8 protein-coding genes and 1 tRNA gene are annotated in these 19,449 nt (G+C 40.4%); all 9 read right to left on the bottom strand.

Annotated elements, in window-relative coordinates:
- Window position 1 precedes the first annotated feature (1 nt).
- Window positions 2–1,024, bottom strand: a complete 1,023-nt coding sequence (locus K9M53_RS08205) for a GHMP family kinase ATP-binding protein (RefSeq protein WP_224019148.1) — start codon at window positions 1,022–1,024, stop codon at window positions 2–4.
- Window positions 1,021–2,178, bottom strand: a complete 1,158-nt coding sequence (locus tag K9M53_RS08210; RefSeq protein WP_224019149.1) for a glycosyltransferase family 4 protein — start codon at window positions 2,176–2,178, stop codon at window positions 1,021–1,023. The genes K9M53_RS08205 and K9M53_RS08210 overlap by 4 nt, the downstream gene beginning before the upstream one ends.
- Window positions 2,179–2,232: 54 nt before the next feature.
- Window positions 2,233–3,174: a glycosyltransferase family 2 protein gene (locus K9M53_RS08215; RefSeq protein WP_224019150.1), complete on the bottom strand. Its 942-nt coding sequence runs from the start codon at window positions 3,172–3,174 to the stop codon at window positions 2,233–2,235.
- 1 nt (window position 3,175) lies between these two features.
- A complete protein-coding gene (locus tag K9M53_RS08220; protein ID WP_224019151.1) occupies window positions 3,176–3,664 on the bottom strand; it encodes a DUF4199 domain-containing protein in 489 nt (162 codons plus the stop codon).
- Entirely contained in the window at window positions 3,664–4,923 is a 1,260-nt protein-coding gene (locus tag K9M53_RS08225) for a dihydroorotase (RefSeq protein ID WP_224019152.1), read from the bottom strand. Before K9M53_RS08225 ends, K9M53_RS08220 begins: the two co-directional genes overlap by 1 nt.
- Before the next feature lie 158 nt (window positions 4,924–5,081).
- Window positions 5,082–5,155, bottom strand: a tRNA-Pro gene (locus tag K9M53_RS08230).
- 182 nt (window positions 5,156–5,337) lie between these two features.
- Window positions 5,338–6,369 carry a PorP/SprF family type IX secretion system membrane protein gene (locus K9M53_RS08235; protein ID WP_224019153.1) on the bottom strand — a complete coding sequence of 344 codons (1,032 nt, stop codon included), beginning with the start codon at window positions 6,367–6,369 and terminating at the stop codon, window positions 5,338–5,340.
- A gap of 98 nt (window positions 6,370–6,467) precedes the next feature.
- The gene (locus tag K9M53_RS08240) at window positions 6,468–11,573 is read right to left on the bottom strand and encodes a PKD domain-containing protein (protein WP_224019154.1); all 5,106 of its coding nucleotides are present in this window, start codon (window positions 11,571–11,573) and stop codon (window positions 6,468–6,470) included.
- Window positions 11,573–18,388 (bottom strand): gliding motility-associated C-terminal domain-containing protein, encoded by a 6,816-nt coding sequence (locus K9M53_RS08245; protein WP_224019155.1) that lies wholly within the window; start codon window positions 18,386–18,388, stop codon window positions 11,573–11,575. Before K9M53_RS08245 ends, K9M53_RS08240 begins: the two co-directional genes overlap by 1 nt.
- Window positions 18,389–19,449 lie beyond the last annotated feature (1,061 nt).

Below are 19,449 nucleotides of genomic sequence, written 5' to 3' on the forward strand. Positions count from 1 at the left end.
GTTAAACTGTCCAGGTTGTTAAACCATATTTAGTGAATGTATACTCTTTTATTTCACCGCCAAATGTTTTTAAGGTTTCAATTACTTTATAACGGGAATTGTGCGGACAATAAAATATCATAAAGCCGCCGCCGCCTGCACCGCTTATTTTTCCACCTGTTGCACCTGCTTTTTTAGCAGCGTCGTAAATTTCTTCAATATTATTATTGCTGATGTTGGCCGCCATTTTTCTTTTTTGTTCAAAACCAAAATCCAGTATCTCGCCAATTTCATGTAACCTTCCTTTCAGCAACGCTTCTTTCATCATCCTCGATTGTTCTTTTAATTGATGCATGGCATCAATACTTTTTTCATTCTTGCTGTTTACATTTTTTACCTGCTCTTTAATAATTGCCGCACTTTCACGGGAAGTAGAAGTATAATAAAGAACGAGATTATTTTCTAATTCATGTAAGTATTGTGATTTAATCCTTAATGGATTTACAATTACTTTATCGCCATCATAAAACTCCATAAAGTTTACACCGCCAAATGTTGCCGCATATTGATCTTGCTTACCACCGGCTAATTGCAGATCTTCCCGTTCTATTTGATACGCTAAATGGGCAATGTCATATTCACCCAAAGGAAGCTTTAGCATTTCAGCAAATGCGCCAAGTATTGCCACTACTAATGTAGACGAAGTTCCTAAGCCGGAACCGGCCGGAGCATCTACAAAAGTTGATAATTTAAAGCCTGTTAAAGGCACGCCGAAATCTTTATGGATACGATTGTAAATTCCTTTGTGCAGATCCAGTGTTCCGTTTATTGGAAGATTAGAGGACCATTCAAAGCGTTGTTCTTCTTTTCTATCCAAAGCTTCTAATACAATTGCATTTTCATCTATTGATTGAATGCTTGCATGTGCAGATAATGAAACGGTAGCATTTAAAATGGCGCCACCATATTCATCGCTATACGGACTAACGTCTGTACCGCCACCGGCAAGACCGATTCGTAATGGGGCTTTACTTCTATAAATCATGGCTGCAAATTACTTGATTTAACAATGGAATCAACCATTACAGCCCAGCTGTATTTTTTCTTTTCTTCTTTTAAATAAGGGAGAAAATGTTGTTCGCCTTTATTAAAATATTCAATGATCTTTTCACTGATGGATCCGGGATCAGGCTCTGCAACCAGTCCAACTTTATTATCAGGAACCAAAGAAGGTAAACCGCCAACATTGGTAACGATCATCGGTATCTCAAAATGATAGGCGAGGGGAGTAACGCCGCTTTGCGTTGCATTACGATATGGTTGAATAACAACATCGGCAGCGCATAAATAATTTTTTACTTCACTGTCCGGAATGAAATCTGTACGAAGAATTAGTTTATCCTGTATGTTTAATTGCTGGATCAGATCATCGTATTGTTTCCTGTCTTCGTAAAATTCTCCTGCCACTAATATCTTCCAGTTTTGAATGTTGAATTTTTCTTTTAATAAAGGAGCCGTTTTTAATAAAATATCCAATCCTTTATAATGACGAATAAATCCAAAAAATAAAATAATAAATTCATCCTTATCGATCTTTAATTGTTCTCTGGCTTCTTCTTTACTGATCTTCTCTCCGAAATTATCATACAAGGGATGCGCAACAAATTTTGCAGGTTTATTGTGGGCAAAAAGTTTTAGATCTCCTAAAACTTTTTCACTCATTGTTATAAAAGCATCAATAGGTTTTAAAAAGTATTTGGTAAAGACCGTATCGCCAATGCGTTTTTCATGAGGAATAACATTATCAGCAATGCAAATAACTTTTGTATGTCTATTCTTTTTTACTTTTCGTAATATCGTTCCCAGGCAAGGACCCATAAATGGTAACCAGTATCTTACTACTATTATATCCGGTCTCAATTTTTTTAATTCATTGCCAACGCTCAACCAATTTAAAGGGTTGATTGAATTTATTCTTACATGAATATCTAAGTCTTTAGGAGCAGGTTCTGTTGAATATTGTGTAGTGCCGGGAAATAGAAATCCGGGATATTGTAAGGAGAACGTATAGATGCTTGTGGAATATCCTTGCGATTGAAATTCTCTTGCTAAACGTTCATCATAAGAAGCTAAGCCGCCACGTAACGGGTACGCAGGTCCAATAATGATTACTTTTTTATTTTGAGGATTGTCATTCATGTATAACCCAATTAAATATTCAATAAAGAATATTCAATATTCTATGTGCAGGTTTTATATGCCTAATTTTTTCTCTATTAAGTAATTATTTCTGTCAGCAGAATTGCGAGCAATTAATTCACCTAAAAATCCTGCTAAAAATAATTGTGTACCAATTACAATAGAGATAAGACCTACATAAAAAATAGGACGGTCAGTCATGTTGAATTTTTCAAACGCAAACTTTGTAATGGCAAGGTATATCCAAATGCAGGTACCAATAAAAAAGACCACCGTTCCCCACAGTCCAAATACATGCATTGGTTTTTTGCTGAATTTTCCAACAAATAAAATAGAGATCAGATCAAGGAAACCATTGATAAAACGATTCCATCCAAACTTAGTAACACCATATTTTCTTGGGCGATGCTCTACTACTTTTTCGGTAACTTTTTTAAAGCCAGCCCACTTTGCCAATACCGGAATATAACGATGCATTTCTCCATACACTTCAATGCTCTTAACCACTTTGTTTTTGTAGGCTTTTAAACCGCAGTTGAAATCATGCAACTTAATGCCGGATGTTTTGCTGGCAGCCGCATTGAATAATTTTGAAGGGATGTTTTTAGTAATTGTATTATCATAACGAACTTTTTTCCATCCGCTCACAATGTCATAACCGTCCTCAATGATCATTTTTCTTAGTTCCGGTATCTCATCCGGGCTATCCTGCATATCTGCATCCATGGTGATCACCACATCGCCTTTGGCAGCTTTAAAGCCTTCATTTAATGCAGCACTTTTGCCATAGTTGCGTTGAAATTTTATGCCGCGGATATTATTATTTTGTTCTCTTAGGGATTCTATCACATTCCATGAATTGTCGTTGCTTCCATCATCCACCATTATCACTTCATACGAATAATTATTTGCCTGCATTACACGCTCGATCCATGCCGCTAATTCCGGCAACGATTCATCTTCATTATATAACGGTATTACAATTGAAAGATCCATTTTATTTTTTTTTCAGTTGCATAATTATTACGGAAGATAATAAAGTTACTATTGAGCCGGACAATAATAGCGAAAATGTTTGACCACTTAATTCTAATGGTATAAAAACGCTTTTATATTGCTTCTCGTTTTCAGCAATTTCGGCTTCTGTATGTGTATGCAGTGGACGAAATAGTTCACTGTTTGCACGTGCATGTTGTTCTATTATCTCCGGGTGCAATTTGTAAAATATAAAACTATATACAACCAGCAATAAAGTAATTACTATAAAAGTTTTAAAGCCTTGTGAAAAATAATCTTTTAGCTTGCTTTCTGCGGTCGCTGTTTTTGAAAAACTTATTATGCTCCACAATATTGCTGCAACAAACAATATGTAAACAACAAATTGAAATGGATTGCTAGCCTGTTTTAAAGAATAAAAGAAAAAAATATTGCATGCTATTATCAAGCATCCGGCGATCAATCCTTTTTTGGTAGCATTTATATTCATTAATTTATGTGAGAAGATTTTCTGTTGATAATGCCAATTACTTTTCCCTTTAACTTCTTACCAATGAAAGCCGCATTTTTAGATTTTGATCTAAGCTGCGGTTCACTAAAAACAGCTTCAACAATCGGATCGAATAAAGTCAGTTTAGCAACAGCTCCAACTTTTATTTCAGGGATAGAAAGATCAAATATTCCTCTTGATCGAATGGTTATCATTTCCACAAACTTTTCTATTGAAATGCTGCCAGTTGAAATAACAGCGCCGAATAAAGATTCCAAACCAATCATCCCGTTCTTTGCATATTCAAATTCACAAATTTTATTATCCTGGTTTTGCGGGATATGATGCGAAGCAATGGTGTCGATCACTCCATTTACCAATGCTTGTTGTAATGCAGCAACGTCTGCTTTTGTACGTAACGGCGGATTTACTTTAAGATTCGTATCGTAGGTAACTAAATCTTCATCGCTAAAAAATAAATGATAAGGGGTTACAGAACAGGTTACATTCAAGCCTGCTGCTTTTGCGTTTGCGATCAATTCAATTCCTTTAGCTGTTGATACTCCCGTAAAATGTATTTTAGAGTTAGTATATTTTACCAGTTCAATATCTCTTGCGATCATCAATTCTTCGGCGATAGCAGGTTTGCCGGGTAAGCCTAGTTGCGTGCTGACAATACCTTCACTCACTAATCCGCCGGCATTTATACTTTTATCATCCGGAATTTGAATGATCACTCCGTCGAAAGCCAATGTGTATTGCAGCGCTTTTAATAAAATGCCGGGAGATTGAATACTGTTGATACCATCGGTAAAAGCAATGGCACCCGCTGCACGCATGTCATACATTTCAGCCAACTCTTTTCCTTCTGCATTTTTAGTAATAGCTCCTGCAGGATGAATGGTTACAGGCAACGTTTTCGATTTCTGTACAATGTATTCAACCTGCGATTTGTTATGGGTAACTGGGTTGGTATTTGGAATTACGATCACATCCGTAAAGCCTCCGGCTGCTGCTGCATTAGCACCGCTCTCCAGCGTTTCCCTGTATTCAAAACCAGGATCACAAAAATGAGCGAAGGAATCCATCCACCCAATGCTGGTATGCAATCCTTGTTGTTCAATAATAGTATCGGCTTTTTCAGAAATAGTATCCTCTATTGCACTGATAATTCCATCAACAATTAAAATATCTTTTGTTTTTCCGTTAAAAGGAGAGGAGGAAGAAACGATAGTAGCTTGCTTAATTAAAACCTTCATTAGGTTTAAAAAGAATTTTGGTTGCGCTAAGTTAAGTTTTTATTGCACGAATTTTACGAATTGAGTGAATTTATTCAAATCGCAAAGAAATATTTTCTTCATAACAGGTGCTTAATAGAAAACAAAAAGAGAAGCATTGCTGCTCCTCATTTTATTCGTCGGGACGACTAGATTCGAACTAGCGACCCCTTGCACCCCATACAAGTGCGCTACCGGGCTGCGCTACGTCCCGAACATATTTTCATTGCTGAAAAAATTGGGAGTGCAAAAATACTTATCTGTAAGTTTTAATCCAAATTGTTTGAAGAGAGAGCTGATCAGTTTGAAAATAAGACAATGGAACCTTAACAGGATGTCTTAAAACAAAAAAGAGCAATCATCTTAATTGCTCTTTTTTTGTACGGTTAGTTTGGGCTACCAAATGTTACGAGGACAAGTATCGCCGTAACGGTTATTAATTAAGAATCCGATAATAATTTCGTGAGTGCCACCGGTATAACCTTGCAAACGGGAAGTAGTTGCCAGGTCGTACGAATAACCAATATTAAATGTATTTGATACATTAATACCTGCCATTGCAGCAAAACCGCCCAATTCATCTGTTATACGATAGCTACCTCCAAACCATACCAGATCCATGTATTGTACTTTACAATTTAAATGAACCTGTACGGGTTGAGCGCTATTGTATTGAATTAAAGCAGAAGGAAGCACAGACATATCGCCTCCTAACAAGAACCTGTAACCACCGGTAAGAAACATTTGCGGAGAAAAGCTACTACCATAATTACCTGCATTTTTTACAAAAGCAGCTTTACCCGGAATTATGTTCAATACAGAAGCTCCTAAAAAATAATCTCTTGAATATAACCAAACACCTGCACCAACTTCAGGAGTAAATTTCTTTAATTCACCATTGTCATAACCCAAAGCAGGATCTTGCGGATCAAGCGGCAAAGTGATCTTTGAACGATCAATGCTTACATTGGTAAATCCAGCCTGGAAGCCTAACGCCAATGAAGTTCTTCCACTGATTCCTTTATGATACGCATAAGTTCCATAAACAGAAGTACGATTGATGTATCCTGTTTTATCGTTCACAATACTTAATCCAACGCCGCTATGTGGCTCAGCCGCAGTGTAGCTTTCCCAATAAGATTCTCCACGTGGATTTTCTCCGGGAATTTCGTAAGAAGTAGCATTGGTACGATAATCTTTTTTATTGATCGGACCTTGAATACTAACGTACATTGTTTTAGGAGCGCCATCAATTCCCGTCCATTGATTTCTATAACTCAGCTTAACATCCGTATAATTTTCAATACCGGATAAAGCCGGATTCAGAATATAATTATTCAGGATGTACTGTGTGTAATACGGTTTTTGCTGTGCGTTTACAGCTAACGAACCCAAAATAAATACAACAACTAATTTTAACTTATTCATATTGCAATTTAAATATCTTATTTATTTTTTTGTAGCCAACATTTGTACTACTATTCAACATCCTTGTGTCACTCCCTTGTACGGCATACCTTTTTTCATTATCTCAAAATAGTTACATAACCTGTTTTAGGTGTTCTTAATCCATTAAGTTCAATGATATAATAATAGGTGCCGGCGGGAAGCTGACTACCGTTCATTGTACCATCCCAAGGTTTAGTATATCCATGAGTTTCCATTAATATCTGTCCATACCTGTTAAATACCTGTACCCTGTGGATCGGGTATTTCGGTAATTCTTTTATCACCCAGGTATCATTCACACCATCTCCATTGGGTGTAAAGGTATTGGCAACAATAAAGTCTTTTAATACCTGCACCAGTAATGTGGTGGATCCATGACATCCTGCCGGAGAACTGGCAGTGATGGTATAAGTAATATCATCGATCGGTTTGGCTAATGGAGTAGGGATAGTGTCGTTATCCAGGTAAAGCGACGGATCCCAGTTAAAGCTTAAGCCGATGCCTTCAACCTTAACAGGATTCAATGTGGCAGAATCGCCTTCCAGTATGGATTGCACACCGCCATAATCCAGTGACGGGGTCGGGTAAACAAAAATAGCCTGTTGCGCCGTATCGGTACATCCTTTGTAATTGGCAGTGAACACGATCGGAGAATCCAGTCCCGGACCGGCCACCTGCGGATCAAAGGTATAGGTAACACTGTCTGTTTGTGCTACTCCTAATCCTGAGTAAGCGCCGGTACCTCCTAAGTTATTGGCATCATAGCCGCCGCTTAAAGCAAACGGAGTAGTTTCCTGGCAAACCGGAGCCAGTGCATCAAAGCGTGCATCTGGCGAAGCCAGCACGGTGATGTCCTGCGAATAAGGAGTGGTAGGGCATCCGTTACCGCTGTAAGCTTTTAAGGTAACGGTATAATTTCTGTCGGTAGCAAAAGAACCATAATCGTGTGTATATCTGCCATTGGCAACGGGTGCATTATCGGTAACATCCGGTGTGGTGCTGTTATTGGCAGCATCCCAGAACAGTTCGATCCTGCTTACGTTGCCGTTAGGTCCGCTTACAAAAGATTGATTCAATAAAACCACCGGAGCACTGCTGCACAGCATGCCTTTGTTTACAATGCTGTCCAAAGCAGTAGGCGTATCATAAGCTGTTACGCTGATAGTAGTATCGTGTACACAACCCAATGCTGAAGTAACGTTCAGCTTAACGGGGTAAGTACCGCCGATAGGATAAGGATGTGTGGGGTTTTGTTGTGTGGATTGAGTATTATCACCAAAATCCCAAGCCCATTCAATAACAGCCCCGCTTGCGATAGTGGTTTTATCGGTAAACTGTGCATCCGCCCCCGGTACACAAATAGGAGTAACGGTAAAGTTCGGATAAGGCAACGGGTTGATGGTAACCGAACCAATATAAGTGGTAGAGCTGCATCCATTGCTGTTCTTAACAGAAAGCGATACCGAATAGGTGCCCGAAGCCGCATAGGTGTGGGTTACAGAACCGCTGTTGGGGGCATTCACTGTTTGAGAAGCACCATCGCCAAAGTTCCAGAACCATTGTGTAATGGCAGAACCTGTTTGAGTGGTGGAAGCATCCGTAAAGCTGACAGGCGTTTGCGGACACAATCCTGTTGCCTGTGCCGTAAAGCCTGCTACCGGTAATTCATTAACGGTAACAGAATCCACAACCGGAACAGACTGGCAACCATCTGTTGATGTTGCTACAAATGTTACAGGATAAACGCCCGGATTCTTCCATGCGTATTTTACAGTAGGACCGGTAAGATCCGTACCATCTCCCATGTTCCAGCTGTATTGACTGATAGTAATACCGGTGAAGGTTCTTGTAAGCGATAAAGAATCTTTAAAGCACAGGGAAGGTTCAGGGTTGAACTTACCTGCCACCGGCGGCTGATGGATAATAGTTCCATCTACCACCACGCTGGCTGAATTGGTACAGCCTTTATTACTTACAGCAGTAAGCGTCACGGTGTATGGTCCCTGCGTGGTAAAAATATGAGCGGCAGCAGCCGGCGGTCCCTGGGCTACTACCGAATCTCCACCCGGAGCAGGCACATCGCCAAAGTTCCAGATGTAAGACATGTTATTGGTAGAGCCATCGCTGATGCTGGAAGTATTATTAAAGCTGACACTGGCATTGGGTAAACAATAAGTACCCGGTGCAATGCTGAACTGAGCTACCGGTGCAGCACCGATGCTGAATGATTGCGGAGTAGCGTCATCACTGCAGCCTGCCTGTGTTTTAATGGTAAGATTTACAGTGAACGTTTGCCCGTTACCGTTAGCATAGTAATGGTGGATAACCGAATCGTTATTGGTAGTTAATTTAGCGCCGTCGCCAAAATCCCAATCCCATTCGGTAATGGTACCGCCTTTGGCATTGGACGTATCAGTAAAGGTGATGATATTGGTTACACAGTTCACATCTATTTTAAAGCCTGCCTCAGGCAGATCAAATACAGAAAGCGTATTAGTAGCAGTATTAGAAGAACTACATCCTCCAGCAGATTTAACTGTTAAGGTAGCCGTGTGAATACCCGCAGCAAGCCATTTATGTTTAGGATTTTGCAAGGTGCTGGTACCACCATCATCGAAATTCCATAACCAACTACCGATAGCGCCTACACTAATAGTGCTTTTGTCTGTATAAGAAGTGCTGTCGCCTAAACAAGCTTGCGTTAAGCTATTATCAATAGCAGCAACAGGTGAAGCTTCTACAACAATAGTATCGCTATAAGTGCTGCTACAGCCTGCAGTGGTTGCAACAGTTAATTTTGCAAAGTATTTGCCGGGAGTAGTATATGAAAAATTATGAGAAACAGGCGCGTTATTATCCACGACAGGATTGCCATCCCCAAAATCCCATGTCCATTTATTGATAGCGCCCGAAGCTCCGGAAGGCAAAGAAGGTCCGTCGGTGAAAGTAAGCGTAGCAGGAGCGCACACAGTATCATTGGGAGATACATTGAACTTTGCAGTAAGTCCTGCACTAAAATCTATTAATTTACTGGTGTCAGAATAACATCCCAACGCATTAATGACTCTTAGCTTTGTTGTAAAGGCAGAAGATGTTGCGTAGGTATGAGCCGGAGGATTTTGTACAATAGAAGAATCTCCATCGCCAAACTGCCATATCCATTTTTGAATGGTGCTTGCAGCAGAAGCTTTTGTTTTATCTGAAAAAGTAATAGTAGGACTTCCGCAAGAAGCATTAGAAAAAGTGAAATCAGCTGTATCTCTTACAACCTGTACCGGAAGATCAATTGGAAGACTGCTTCCGCATTCGCTGGAAAAAGTTCCTGAAACAACAATGTGAATAGTATCCAATGTTCCTGTGCGGGTAAAAGCATATGCTTTCGGTGACGCATAGACGTTATAAGTCTGATCATTTAAAACATAGGTCCGAATCGGAGTAATGCTTCCTGCATAAATATTAGAAGGACTGATATTAGGATTGGTGCTTCCATCTCCAAAACGTGTATCCCAACTTATGCTTGAAATTTGAGAAGCGAGATAAGGCAATGCTACTTCGTAAGTGGAAGAATTATCTTTACATGTTTTTGCGCCATCTGTTGAGCCATATGGATTATTGGTAGTGGTAATAGCACTCAGATCTTTAACAGCAGTACCTGCATTATAACCATAGCTTTCACCTTTTGCCTGACCAAAAGCAATCGCATTAAATGCAGAATCGGATGTAAAGGTGTTAGATTTTCCTGTTGTTGAAGTAGAAGGAATAACATCAACAAACTGAGCATAAGAATAATTGGGCTCCTGCGGATGCGATTTAAAAATACTTGTTATAGCAGTTCCATTGAATGTAGAGGAGCCATTGATCTTAAAGCTGGCAACACCTTCTTTCTTTATCACCACATTCACATAATGATGAGGTTTATTGCCGCTGGATGTAAAATTATTTAAAACAGGAGAATATACAGAAACACTGTTGATTGCCTGTTGAACCGGACTTAAAATGATCATCTCTGCATCGCTATTGCCATTTACATCTCCTACAGGATAAGTAGTATTGCACGCAGCTATGCCGCTTGCCATAAACTCTGTAACCATTATTGGTTGGTCACTTTCTATTAAAGCAGGTTGATTGGTTCTTAACTCATAGTAATTGTTACCAATGATCCCCGATAATTGATTGGTATGAGTAGGGTCATTTACCCAAACTTTTGTAGCCGCATTTTGTACGTTTATTCTAAACAAATTATATCCTGTAGCTGTAGGTACTGTAAGATATTTGGTACCCCATGCGGATTTAGGAAACAATTGTTGTATAAGGTTGTCGGAAGAAGAATAAGAGGAGGGAGTACAACCCGGATCTATATTTAAAGAAACACGTCCGTTTCCTGCAAAGACCGTTATTTTCTTTCCACAGATCCTGGCTTTTACAGTAGTACCGGTCAGATCAACCCCATAAGCCTTATTAGAACCGGTACCAACAATAGCCCCCATTGCATTAAACACCTGTCCTTTATTAAGGGTAATGCTGAATGGTACTCCCTTTGGATATTTAACATAAGCAGAAGTACCATCTTTAAAAATCGTTTTATTGCTTGAGTCAACAATGTCCTGGCTCGGAACGATGTCAATGACCGTATTGTCTTCAGCAGCCATTACAAAAAAGAAAGAATTGGACAATCCTGCATTGGTATATCCTCCTACTGTAGAAACTGTATAGCTCGATCCCCAGGTATCTGTTGGCAATAGCAGGGTAGCGCCGCCCACATCGGTTCCATCTGAATATTCATAAGCTGAAATAGGAACACCCGTCAGACTTTCAACATGTATGCTTCTGTTAGAAATACCGGTATAATATAATCGCAGATCAGGAAGATTGGCTTCATTGAATTCATCGCTCAGATCTCCTAATGGAAAGTTCGTAACATCAATAGCCTGACCTGCTGGAACAGTGACTGTTTTACAGTTACACGGTGCAGGGAAACCTGCTGCGGGAGCAGGGAATTGCAAAGTTATCCTTACTGTTGCTGTTTGTTGTGCAGACAAAAACAAGTGCATGATCGGGCTTTCAGGATCTTTCATACGGGTATTAAAACCCATGCCCAACCAAAAGTCCGTTCCATAACTGGACAGTTGCGCAAATGAATTGGCAGATAACAACAATAATAGTATAACTAAAATTCTTTTCATTATCTTAAAATGGTTACATAACCTGTTTTAGGTGTTCTTAACCCATTAAGTTCAATGATATAATAATAGGTGCCGGCGGGAAGCTGACTACCGTTCATTGTACCATCCCAAGGTTTAGTATATCCATGAGTTTCCATTAATATCTGTCCATACCTGTTAAATACCTGTACCCTGTGGATCGGGTATTTCGGTAATTCTTTTATCACCCAGGTATCATTCACACCATCTCCATTGGGTGTAAAGGTATTGGCAACAATAAAGTCTTTTAATACCTGCACCAGTAATGTGGTGGATCCATGACATCCTGCCGGAGAACTGGCGGTGATGGTATAAGTAATATCATCGATCGGTTTGGCTAATGGAGTAGGGATGGTGTCGTTATCCAGGTAAAGCGACGGATCCCAGTTAAAGCTTAAGCCGATGCCTTCAACCTTAACAGGATTCAATGTGGCAGAATCGCCTTCCAGTATGGATTGCACACCGCCATAATCCAGTGACGGGGTCGGGTAAACAAAAATAGCCTGTTGCGCCGTATCGGTACATCCTTTGTAATTGGCAGTGAACACGATCGGAGAATCCAGTCCCGGACCGGCCACCTGCGGATCAAAGGTATAGGTAACACTGTCTGTTTGTGCTACTCCTAATCCTGAGTAAGCGCCGGTACCTCCTAAGTTATTGGCATCATAGCCGCCGCTTAAAGCAAACGGAGTAGTTTCCTGGCAAACCGGAGCCAGTGCATCAAAGCGTGCATCTGGCGAAGCCAGCACGGTGATGTCCTGCGAATAAGGAGTGGTAGGGCATCCGTTACCGCTGTAAGCTTTTAAGGTAACGGTATAATTTCTGTCGGTAGCAAAAGAACCATAATCGTGTGTATATCTGCCATTGGCAACGGGTGCATTATCGGTAACATCCGGTGTGGTGCTGTTATTGGCAGCATCCCAGAACAGTTCGATCCTGCTTACGTTGCCGTTAGGTCCGCTTACAAAAGATTGATTCAATAAAACCACCGGAGCACTGCTGCACAGCATGCCTTTGTTTACAATGCTGTCCAAAGCAGTAGGCGTATCATAAGCTGTTACGCTGATAGTAGTATCGTGTACACAACCCAATGCTGAAGTAACGTTCAGCTTAACGGGGTAAGTACCGCCGATAGGATAAGGATGTGTGGGGTTTTGTTGTGTGGATTGAGTATTATCACCAAAATCCCAAGCCCATTCAATAACAGCCCCGCTTGCGATAGTGGTTTTATCGGTAAACTGTGCATCCGCCCCCGGTACACAAATAGGAGTAACGGTAAAGTTCGGATAAGGCAACGGGTTGATGGTAACCGAACCAATATAAGTGGTAGAGCTGCATCCATTGCTGTTCTTAACAGAAAGCGATACCGAATAGGTGCCCGAAGCCGCATAGGTGTGGGTTACAGAACCGCTGTTGGGGGCATTCACTGTTTGAGAAGCACCATCGCCAAAGTTCCAGAACCATTGTGTAATGGCAGAACCTGTTTGAGTGGTGGAAGCATCCGTAAAGCTGACAGGCGTTTGCGGACACAATCCTGTTGCCTGTGCCGTAAAGCCTGCTACCGGTAATTCATTAACGGTAACAGAATCCACAACCGGAACAGACTGGCAACCATCTGTTGATGTTGCTACAAATGTTACAGGATAAACGCCCGGATTCTTCCATGCGTATTTTACAGTAGGACCGGTAAGATCCGTACCATCTCCCATGTTCCAGCTGTATTGACTGATAGTAATACCGGTGAAGGTTCTTGTAAGCGATAAAGAATCTTTAAAGCACAGGGAAGGTTCAGGGTTGAACTTACCTGCCACCGGCGGCTGATGGATAATAGTTCCATCTACCACCACGCTGGCTGAATTGGTACAGCCTTTATTACTTACAGCAGTAAGCGTCACGGTGTATGGTCCCTGCGTGGTAAAAATATGAGCGGCAGCAGCCGGCGGTCCCTGGGCTACTACCGAATCTCCACCCGGAGCAGGCACATCGCCAAAGTTCCAGATGTAAGACATGTTATTGGTAGAGCCATCGCTGATGCTGGAAGTATTATTAAAGCTGACACTGGCATTGGGTAAACAATAAGTACCCGGTGCAATGCTGAACTGAGCTACCGGTGCAGCACCGATGCTGAATGATTGCGGAGTAGCGTCATCACTGCAGCCTGCCTGTGTTTTAATGGTAAGATTTACAGTGAACGTTTGCCCGTTACCGTTAGCATAGTAATGGTGGATAACCGAATCGTTATTGGTAGTTAATTTAGCGCCGTCGCCAAAATCCCAATCCCATTCGGTAATGGTACCACCTTTGGCATTGGAAGTATCAGTAAAGGTGATGATATTGGTTACACAGTTCACATCTATTTTAAAGCCTGCAACGGGAAGGTCAAATACATTTACGTCGTGTGTTGCAGGTGTAGCAGAACTACATCCGCCATCCGATTTAACAGATAAGGTAACGGTATATTTACCTGGTTGCGCATAGCTATGTGTAAAGGTCGAAGTACTGGTAGTATTCAATTTGTTGCCATCACCAAAATCCCAGAACACGCTATCAATAATACCTAAGTTATTCGGAACAGAACTTAGATTGGTGAAAGTAGTTGTATTGCCTGCACATACATCCACTGCACTGAATGCTGCAATAGGAGTAGCTTGAATGAACACCGTATCAGCAGGAGAGGTTTGATCAACACAACCTGCGGTGGTTCTTACTGTTAAGGTAGTTGGATATTTACCTGCTGTAGCATAAGTATGGGTAACGGTAGTACCGCTGGTGCTGTCTTTTGTGTTGTCACCAAAATCCCATATCCATTTATTAGGAGAGCCCGAAACACCCGAAGCAACGCTGGCATCAGTAAATGTGATGCTTCCTCCTGCACATATAGCATTGGTAGAAGTAGTGTAAGCCGCCTGTAAGCCACCAGAGAAGTCAACTTCCACACTGTCTGTGCTTATACAACCAACTGTATTATAAGAAGTAAATTTAGCAGTATAGATCTGGCTGGCAGGATAAGTATGCGATACGTTTTTAACAGGACCGTTTATTTGCGGAGTACTGTTATCACCAAAATCAAAAATTGTTTTAATGATGTTGGCGCCAGCCATAGGAATGGTATCTGCATTTAATATAACTGTAGGGTTACCGCAATTTGCCTGAAGGCTTAAGTTTGCCTGGTCTTTACCTACAATGATCAACATATTTTCTATATCCTGACCCGGACAATCACTCGCAAAAGTTCCATAAGCCGTAACAGGTAGGCGATAGGTGCCTAATTGATCAAAAGTGTATTTGGTAGGAGAAGTATATACATAAAAATCACGTCCGTTTACCTTAAAGGTACTGTCGTATTTTGCTTTGCCTCCGCTGATAGTTCCTTTCTGTGGTGAAGTAATGCCGTTTAGTGGAGTTATTCTTGCATCTCCTTGTGTGTTCCAAACCAAACTGTCAACCAAAGAAGGGTTAAACGGTAATGCTATTTTAAGCGATACAGGGTTATCAACGCAGGTACGTACCGCCGTTGCACTCGAATCACGTCCGTTAGGGTTGTCTGTAAACTGTATAGAAGAAAGATTTTTAACCTGGGTTCCGGCATTGAAACCATAACTTTCTCCACCTGCCACCCCATAAGCAATACCATTGAAAGGCACACTTGAGCTCATGGTATGCACTGCACCGGAAGTAGCATTACCAACATGGAAGGTTGCATAATAATAATTAGGATTAGAAGGATAAGGCTTAAATGCATTTGCATAACTAACTGCAGTCATTGAGCCATAAGCCGTTCCTGTAAAGTTGTTGCTACCGGTATCTACAGTATTCAGGTTGTCTAATTTAAATGTACTAACACCATCTTTTGGTATTACTATATTTATATAAGCACCACCGCTCTGTCCATCCTGTATCATTGGAGAGTAAACAGTTGCATTGGTAATAGCTTGCTGAGCACCTGTTAGAATGATCATTTCCGGATCGCCACCGCCATTGTTACCAACAGAATTATTACCCGAACAGGAGGTGATGAATTGGGTGATATTAATAGGCTGATCACTTTCTATTTCCATAGGGGCACTGCTTTCTATAGAATAATAACCTCCGTTGCCATTTGCAAATGACGTGAACGTATATTTCCCTGTAGTGTTAGATACCTGGGCTAAAACAGGTAATGTTGTTTTTGCAGTTGTAAGCAGGTTATTAGCCTGAGTATGTGTCGTATCATTGATCCATACTTGTGTAGCTGTATTTCTTACATATATTCTATATAAGTTTCTCGCCATTGATTTAGTAGGCACTGTAAAGTATTTAGTATCCCATGCTACACTCGGTACCATTTGCTGTATCATATTATCTGATCCGGAACCGGGAGCAGTACAGGTAGCAGGAGTACTAACCAGGCATCTTCCGTTACCGGCAAATACAGCGATCTTTTTATCGCAATCTGTACGTACAATAGTACCGCTAAGATCCTGACCAACTAAAGAACCATTTAAGCCGCTCAATGCATTAAATACCTGGCCTTTATTTAAATAAATAGTATAAGTAGTACCTGCCTGGTATGCAATTTTACCTGCAACATCTGTTGCTGCATCATCCGTAAATGTAGCAGAGGTAGTAGAGTCGATAATATTTACAGAAGGTGTAAAATACACTGGTGTATTATCCTGGTTGGCAATTACAAAAAAGAAAGAGTTTGGAGGACCCGTGTTAGAGTTATTGCCATATGCCTGCACCGTGTAGTTAGAGTTCCAGGTATTGGTTGGGAACACTAAGCTACCACCTGCAGAGTTATTGGTAGCATAATCATACATCCAAACACTGATCGGTGCCCCATGACTGTAAACGTGAATAGCTCTATTCGATATCCCTGTATAATACAATCTTGCATCAGGTAATTTAGCTGCATTGGCTGGGTCATTTTGATCTCCCTGAGGAAAGCCGGTAACCTGTGCAAATCCTTGCGCATTGATCGTTACTGTTTGAGAAAAAGGCGTAGATAAATACGGCATTTCAACTGTTACCTGTGTATTAGGAGTGCCTGAGATATAAACATATAAATTAGCTCCATTTCCGGAGAAAGGAGGGTAAGGCGAAGTTTTGCTTTGCATCTTTTGCTCAAAACCAAAACCTAACCAATAATCTGTTCCGGTATTAGAAACATCAATAGGTGTTTGAGCAATAGAGCCGGTAACTGTAACAGTATCTGCATCAGCCGGAGCTGCGCCTCCTCCTGCGTTTATTATTTTAGAGTTGGAATAGGTGTTATACTGGAGAGTAGACATTTGCACATAGATCAAAGTAGGACTTAATGTGCTTCCGGAATAATTAGGATTAGTAGTAGTAATAGAAATAGTGTTGCCAGGGCTTGCGGTGCCAAGTCCAGCGGTAGAAGTAGCTATTACAAAACCAGCTGGTGCAGTGATGTTTATGGGTGCGCCCGTAAGATTAGTGCCTTTTAATGTATAGCTTAAAGTGATCGCAGTATTTTGATAATATTCTGTTCCAAAATCTATGCTACTTGGTGTAGCTGTTAATGCCGGCACCGGCGGACCAGTAGTTATAGCAGTGTCTTTGCTATAGCTGGAGCCAATTGCATTTTTGGCATATACTCTTACATGATAGGTAGTATTAGCAGCCAACCCTTTGATCAGATCTGTAAAAGCAGCCGTGCCCGTAGCAGCATATAATTTACTGTTGCTTATTGTGGGATTAGGATTAGTGCTCCAAACAAAATATCTTTCTGTAACCGGGGAACCTCCGTCATCAGGAACAGTTGCTGTCGCTGACGCTTTGTATGAAAATACCTGGTTAATGGTAATGGCAGGGAACGGCGCAACCGGCGCATCTGTTGTAAAAGATTTTACTGATCCGTATTGAATACCAAATTGAGTAACGATGTAAGTTTTTGCATAGTAAGTAGTACCTGCAGCTAAACCGGTTAGATTATCAGTAATATTGCCTGCGCTACCCGCATACACTTTAGTTGCAGCACTGGTATCCAATGTATTTATTGCAGCAGCATTAGTACTGTAAATAACACCACTTGATTTTACGAGGTAATATTTATTTGGATTAACGTTGTCATAAGTATATGTACCTGTTACACTGGCAGTAGAGCGACCGGTAGCAGCAGCATTATCAGTACTTACCGTAACAGCTTGGGCGGGTGGTTGATAAGTGGTGCCTTTAAAAATTAAATTAGCTATTCTTAATTCATCGTTATGTCCGTCTTTGGTAGCATCTGATGACCAGGTGTAAAAGCGAATAACATAACTATGTCCACTGTAAAAAGTTTCACTAAACGGACCAAAATTTAAGGTACCTGTATAACCCGTAGTACCTGTCACTTGTGTTCCCGTTAATGGTAACCATGGACCGGCTCCATCTACTTGAAAATAGGGCACAATTGACATTGTGCTTCCTGTAACATCAAAATCTGCATAGGTAACATCCAATGAGATACCTGTCATATTCATGTCATTTCCGGTAACAGGTTTTAATGGAATATCAAAACTATAGCCGTTTGTAGGGCCACCAGGCCAATTAGATCCATCTGTTTTAACACGGTATCCAGTACTGTTTATTGTATATGTCATGTTAGCTCCCTGCGCAATTGCTCCTGCAACAACATTGGGACTGGTAGCAGGTGCAGGACTTGCAGTACCTGCAGGAGGATTAGCACTACCGCTTTTTAATACGTAGGTAGCCAATGTTTGGGCAACAACATTACACGAAAACAAAACGCCGATTAATGCTATCGCCAAGCTTTTATAGCGAATGCTTAATTGAGTAGAGGCTTTATTCATATTAGTATATACAATTAAAATTATTGTAATGGTTTAGTAAGTGTTAGTGAAAATAAGATAATAGGTGAAGTTGTTTTTCCCAAACGATAAAAAGGGATTACAAAAATCAATATGGTAGCAACTATCAGCATTAAATTAAAAGGTGTTTAGATAATCAGGATTTGTACGGGAAAATTCGCCAATACAAGCAATAAACAGACCATCTTCACGAAATTTGAACATATTTGAAAAAAATTTGTGCAAAGAACGTATAAGTGCTTTAAAGGGACAAATTAAATGTTTATAAATCAGGCTAATACAAGCAATCATCTTAAACTGTTTTAACATTCCTGAGCTATCTTTTCACTGATTCCATTGAAAGCCCGAACGTTGCCTAATATGGCGGCGTAAGGTACTATTTTTTGGGGTTGCGCTGCTTTGACAGATTGGATTTTTTATGCAATCGTTGCCAGCTAACTATAAAAAACAAGGGCTGCCCGATATTTAGATAGCCCTTGTTTTTAAAAGCTGGAACTATTTGCCCATGATCATTTGTTTGGTGTCGATTTTCTTTACGTCAATATTATCAGACTTTAATAATAACTTTTCCCGGCTAAGACGGAAGCATTAATTATGGAAATTCCTGCACTACTCAATGCAGAAAAGATGTAATATGTAAGAACATTAATGTTTGTTGATTTTGCAAGCATTATAATTACAAACATTCGAGCGTTTGTTAGTAACATTGTTTGTGCAGCAAGAAACACATGAGTGTTTACAAGAAACGCTTAAGAGTTTGTTGTAAACGTTGATTGTGCAATAAGAAATGCTCGAGTGTTTCTTAGAAACATTGAAGCGGCAGTAAGAAACACATAAGTGTTTGTTAGTAACGCATAATGTGTTGTAATAAACGTTTAAGTGACACTAACAAACATTAAAGTGGTTGCAGGAAACGCTTAAGTGTTTGTTACAAACATTGATTGTGCAATAAGAAATGCTCAAGTGTTTCTTAGAGAAATTGAAACTGCCGCAATAAGCACGTAGGAGTTTGTTAGTAGGAGCTAGGTTTAAGATTTACAATC

Origin of the sequence: Ferruginibacter albus, from assembly GCF_020042285.1 — a bacterium.
GTDB classification, from domain to species: domain Bacteria; phylum Bacteroidota; class Bacteroidia; order Chitinophagales; family Chitinophagaceae; genus Ferruginibacter; species Ferruginibacter albus.

Bases quoted from the DNA above. Each gene is read 5' to 3' on its own strand.
- K9M53_RS08220 (WP_224019151.1), bottom strand. From the start codon at position 3,664: ATGAATATAAATGCTACCAAAAAAGGATTGATCGCCGGATGCTTGATA.
- K9M53_RS08225 (WP_224019152.1), bottom strand. From the start codon at position 4,923: ATGAAGGTTTTAATTAAGCAAGCTACTATCGTTTCTTCCTCCTCTCCT.
- K9M53_RS08245 (WP_224019155.1), bottom strand. From the start codon at position 18,388: ATGAATAAAGCCTCTACTCAATTAAGCATTCGCTATAAAAGCTTGGCG.
- K9M53_RS08240 (WP_224019154.1), bottom strand. From the start codon at position 11,573: ATGAAAAGAATTTTAGTTATACTATTATTGTTGTTATCTGCCAATTCA.
- K9M53_RS08205 (WP_224019148.1), bottom strand. From the start codon at position 1,024: ATGATTTATAGAAGTAAAGCCCCATTACGAATCGGTCTTGCCGGTGGC.
- K9M53_RS08215 (WP_224019150.1), bottom strand. From the start codon at position 3,174: ATGGATCTTTCAATTGTAATACCGTTATATAATGAAGATGAATCGTTG.
- K9M53_RS08235 (WP_224019153.1), bottom strand. From the start codon at position 6,369: ATGAATAAGTTAAAATTAGTTGTTGTATTTATTTTGGGTTCGTTAGCT.
- K9M53_RS08210 (WP_224019149.1), bottom strand. From the start codon at position 2,178: ATGAATGACAATCCTCAAAATAAAAAAGTAATCATTATTGGACCTGCG.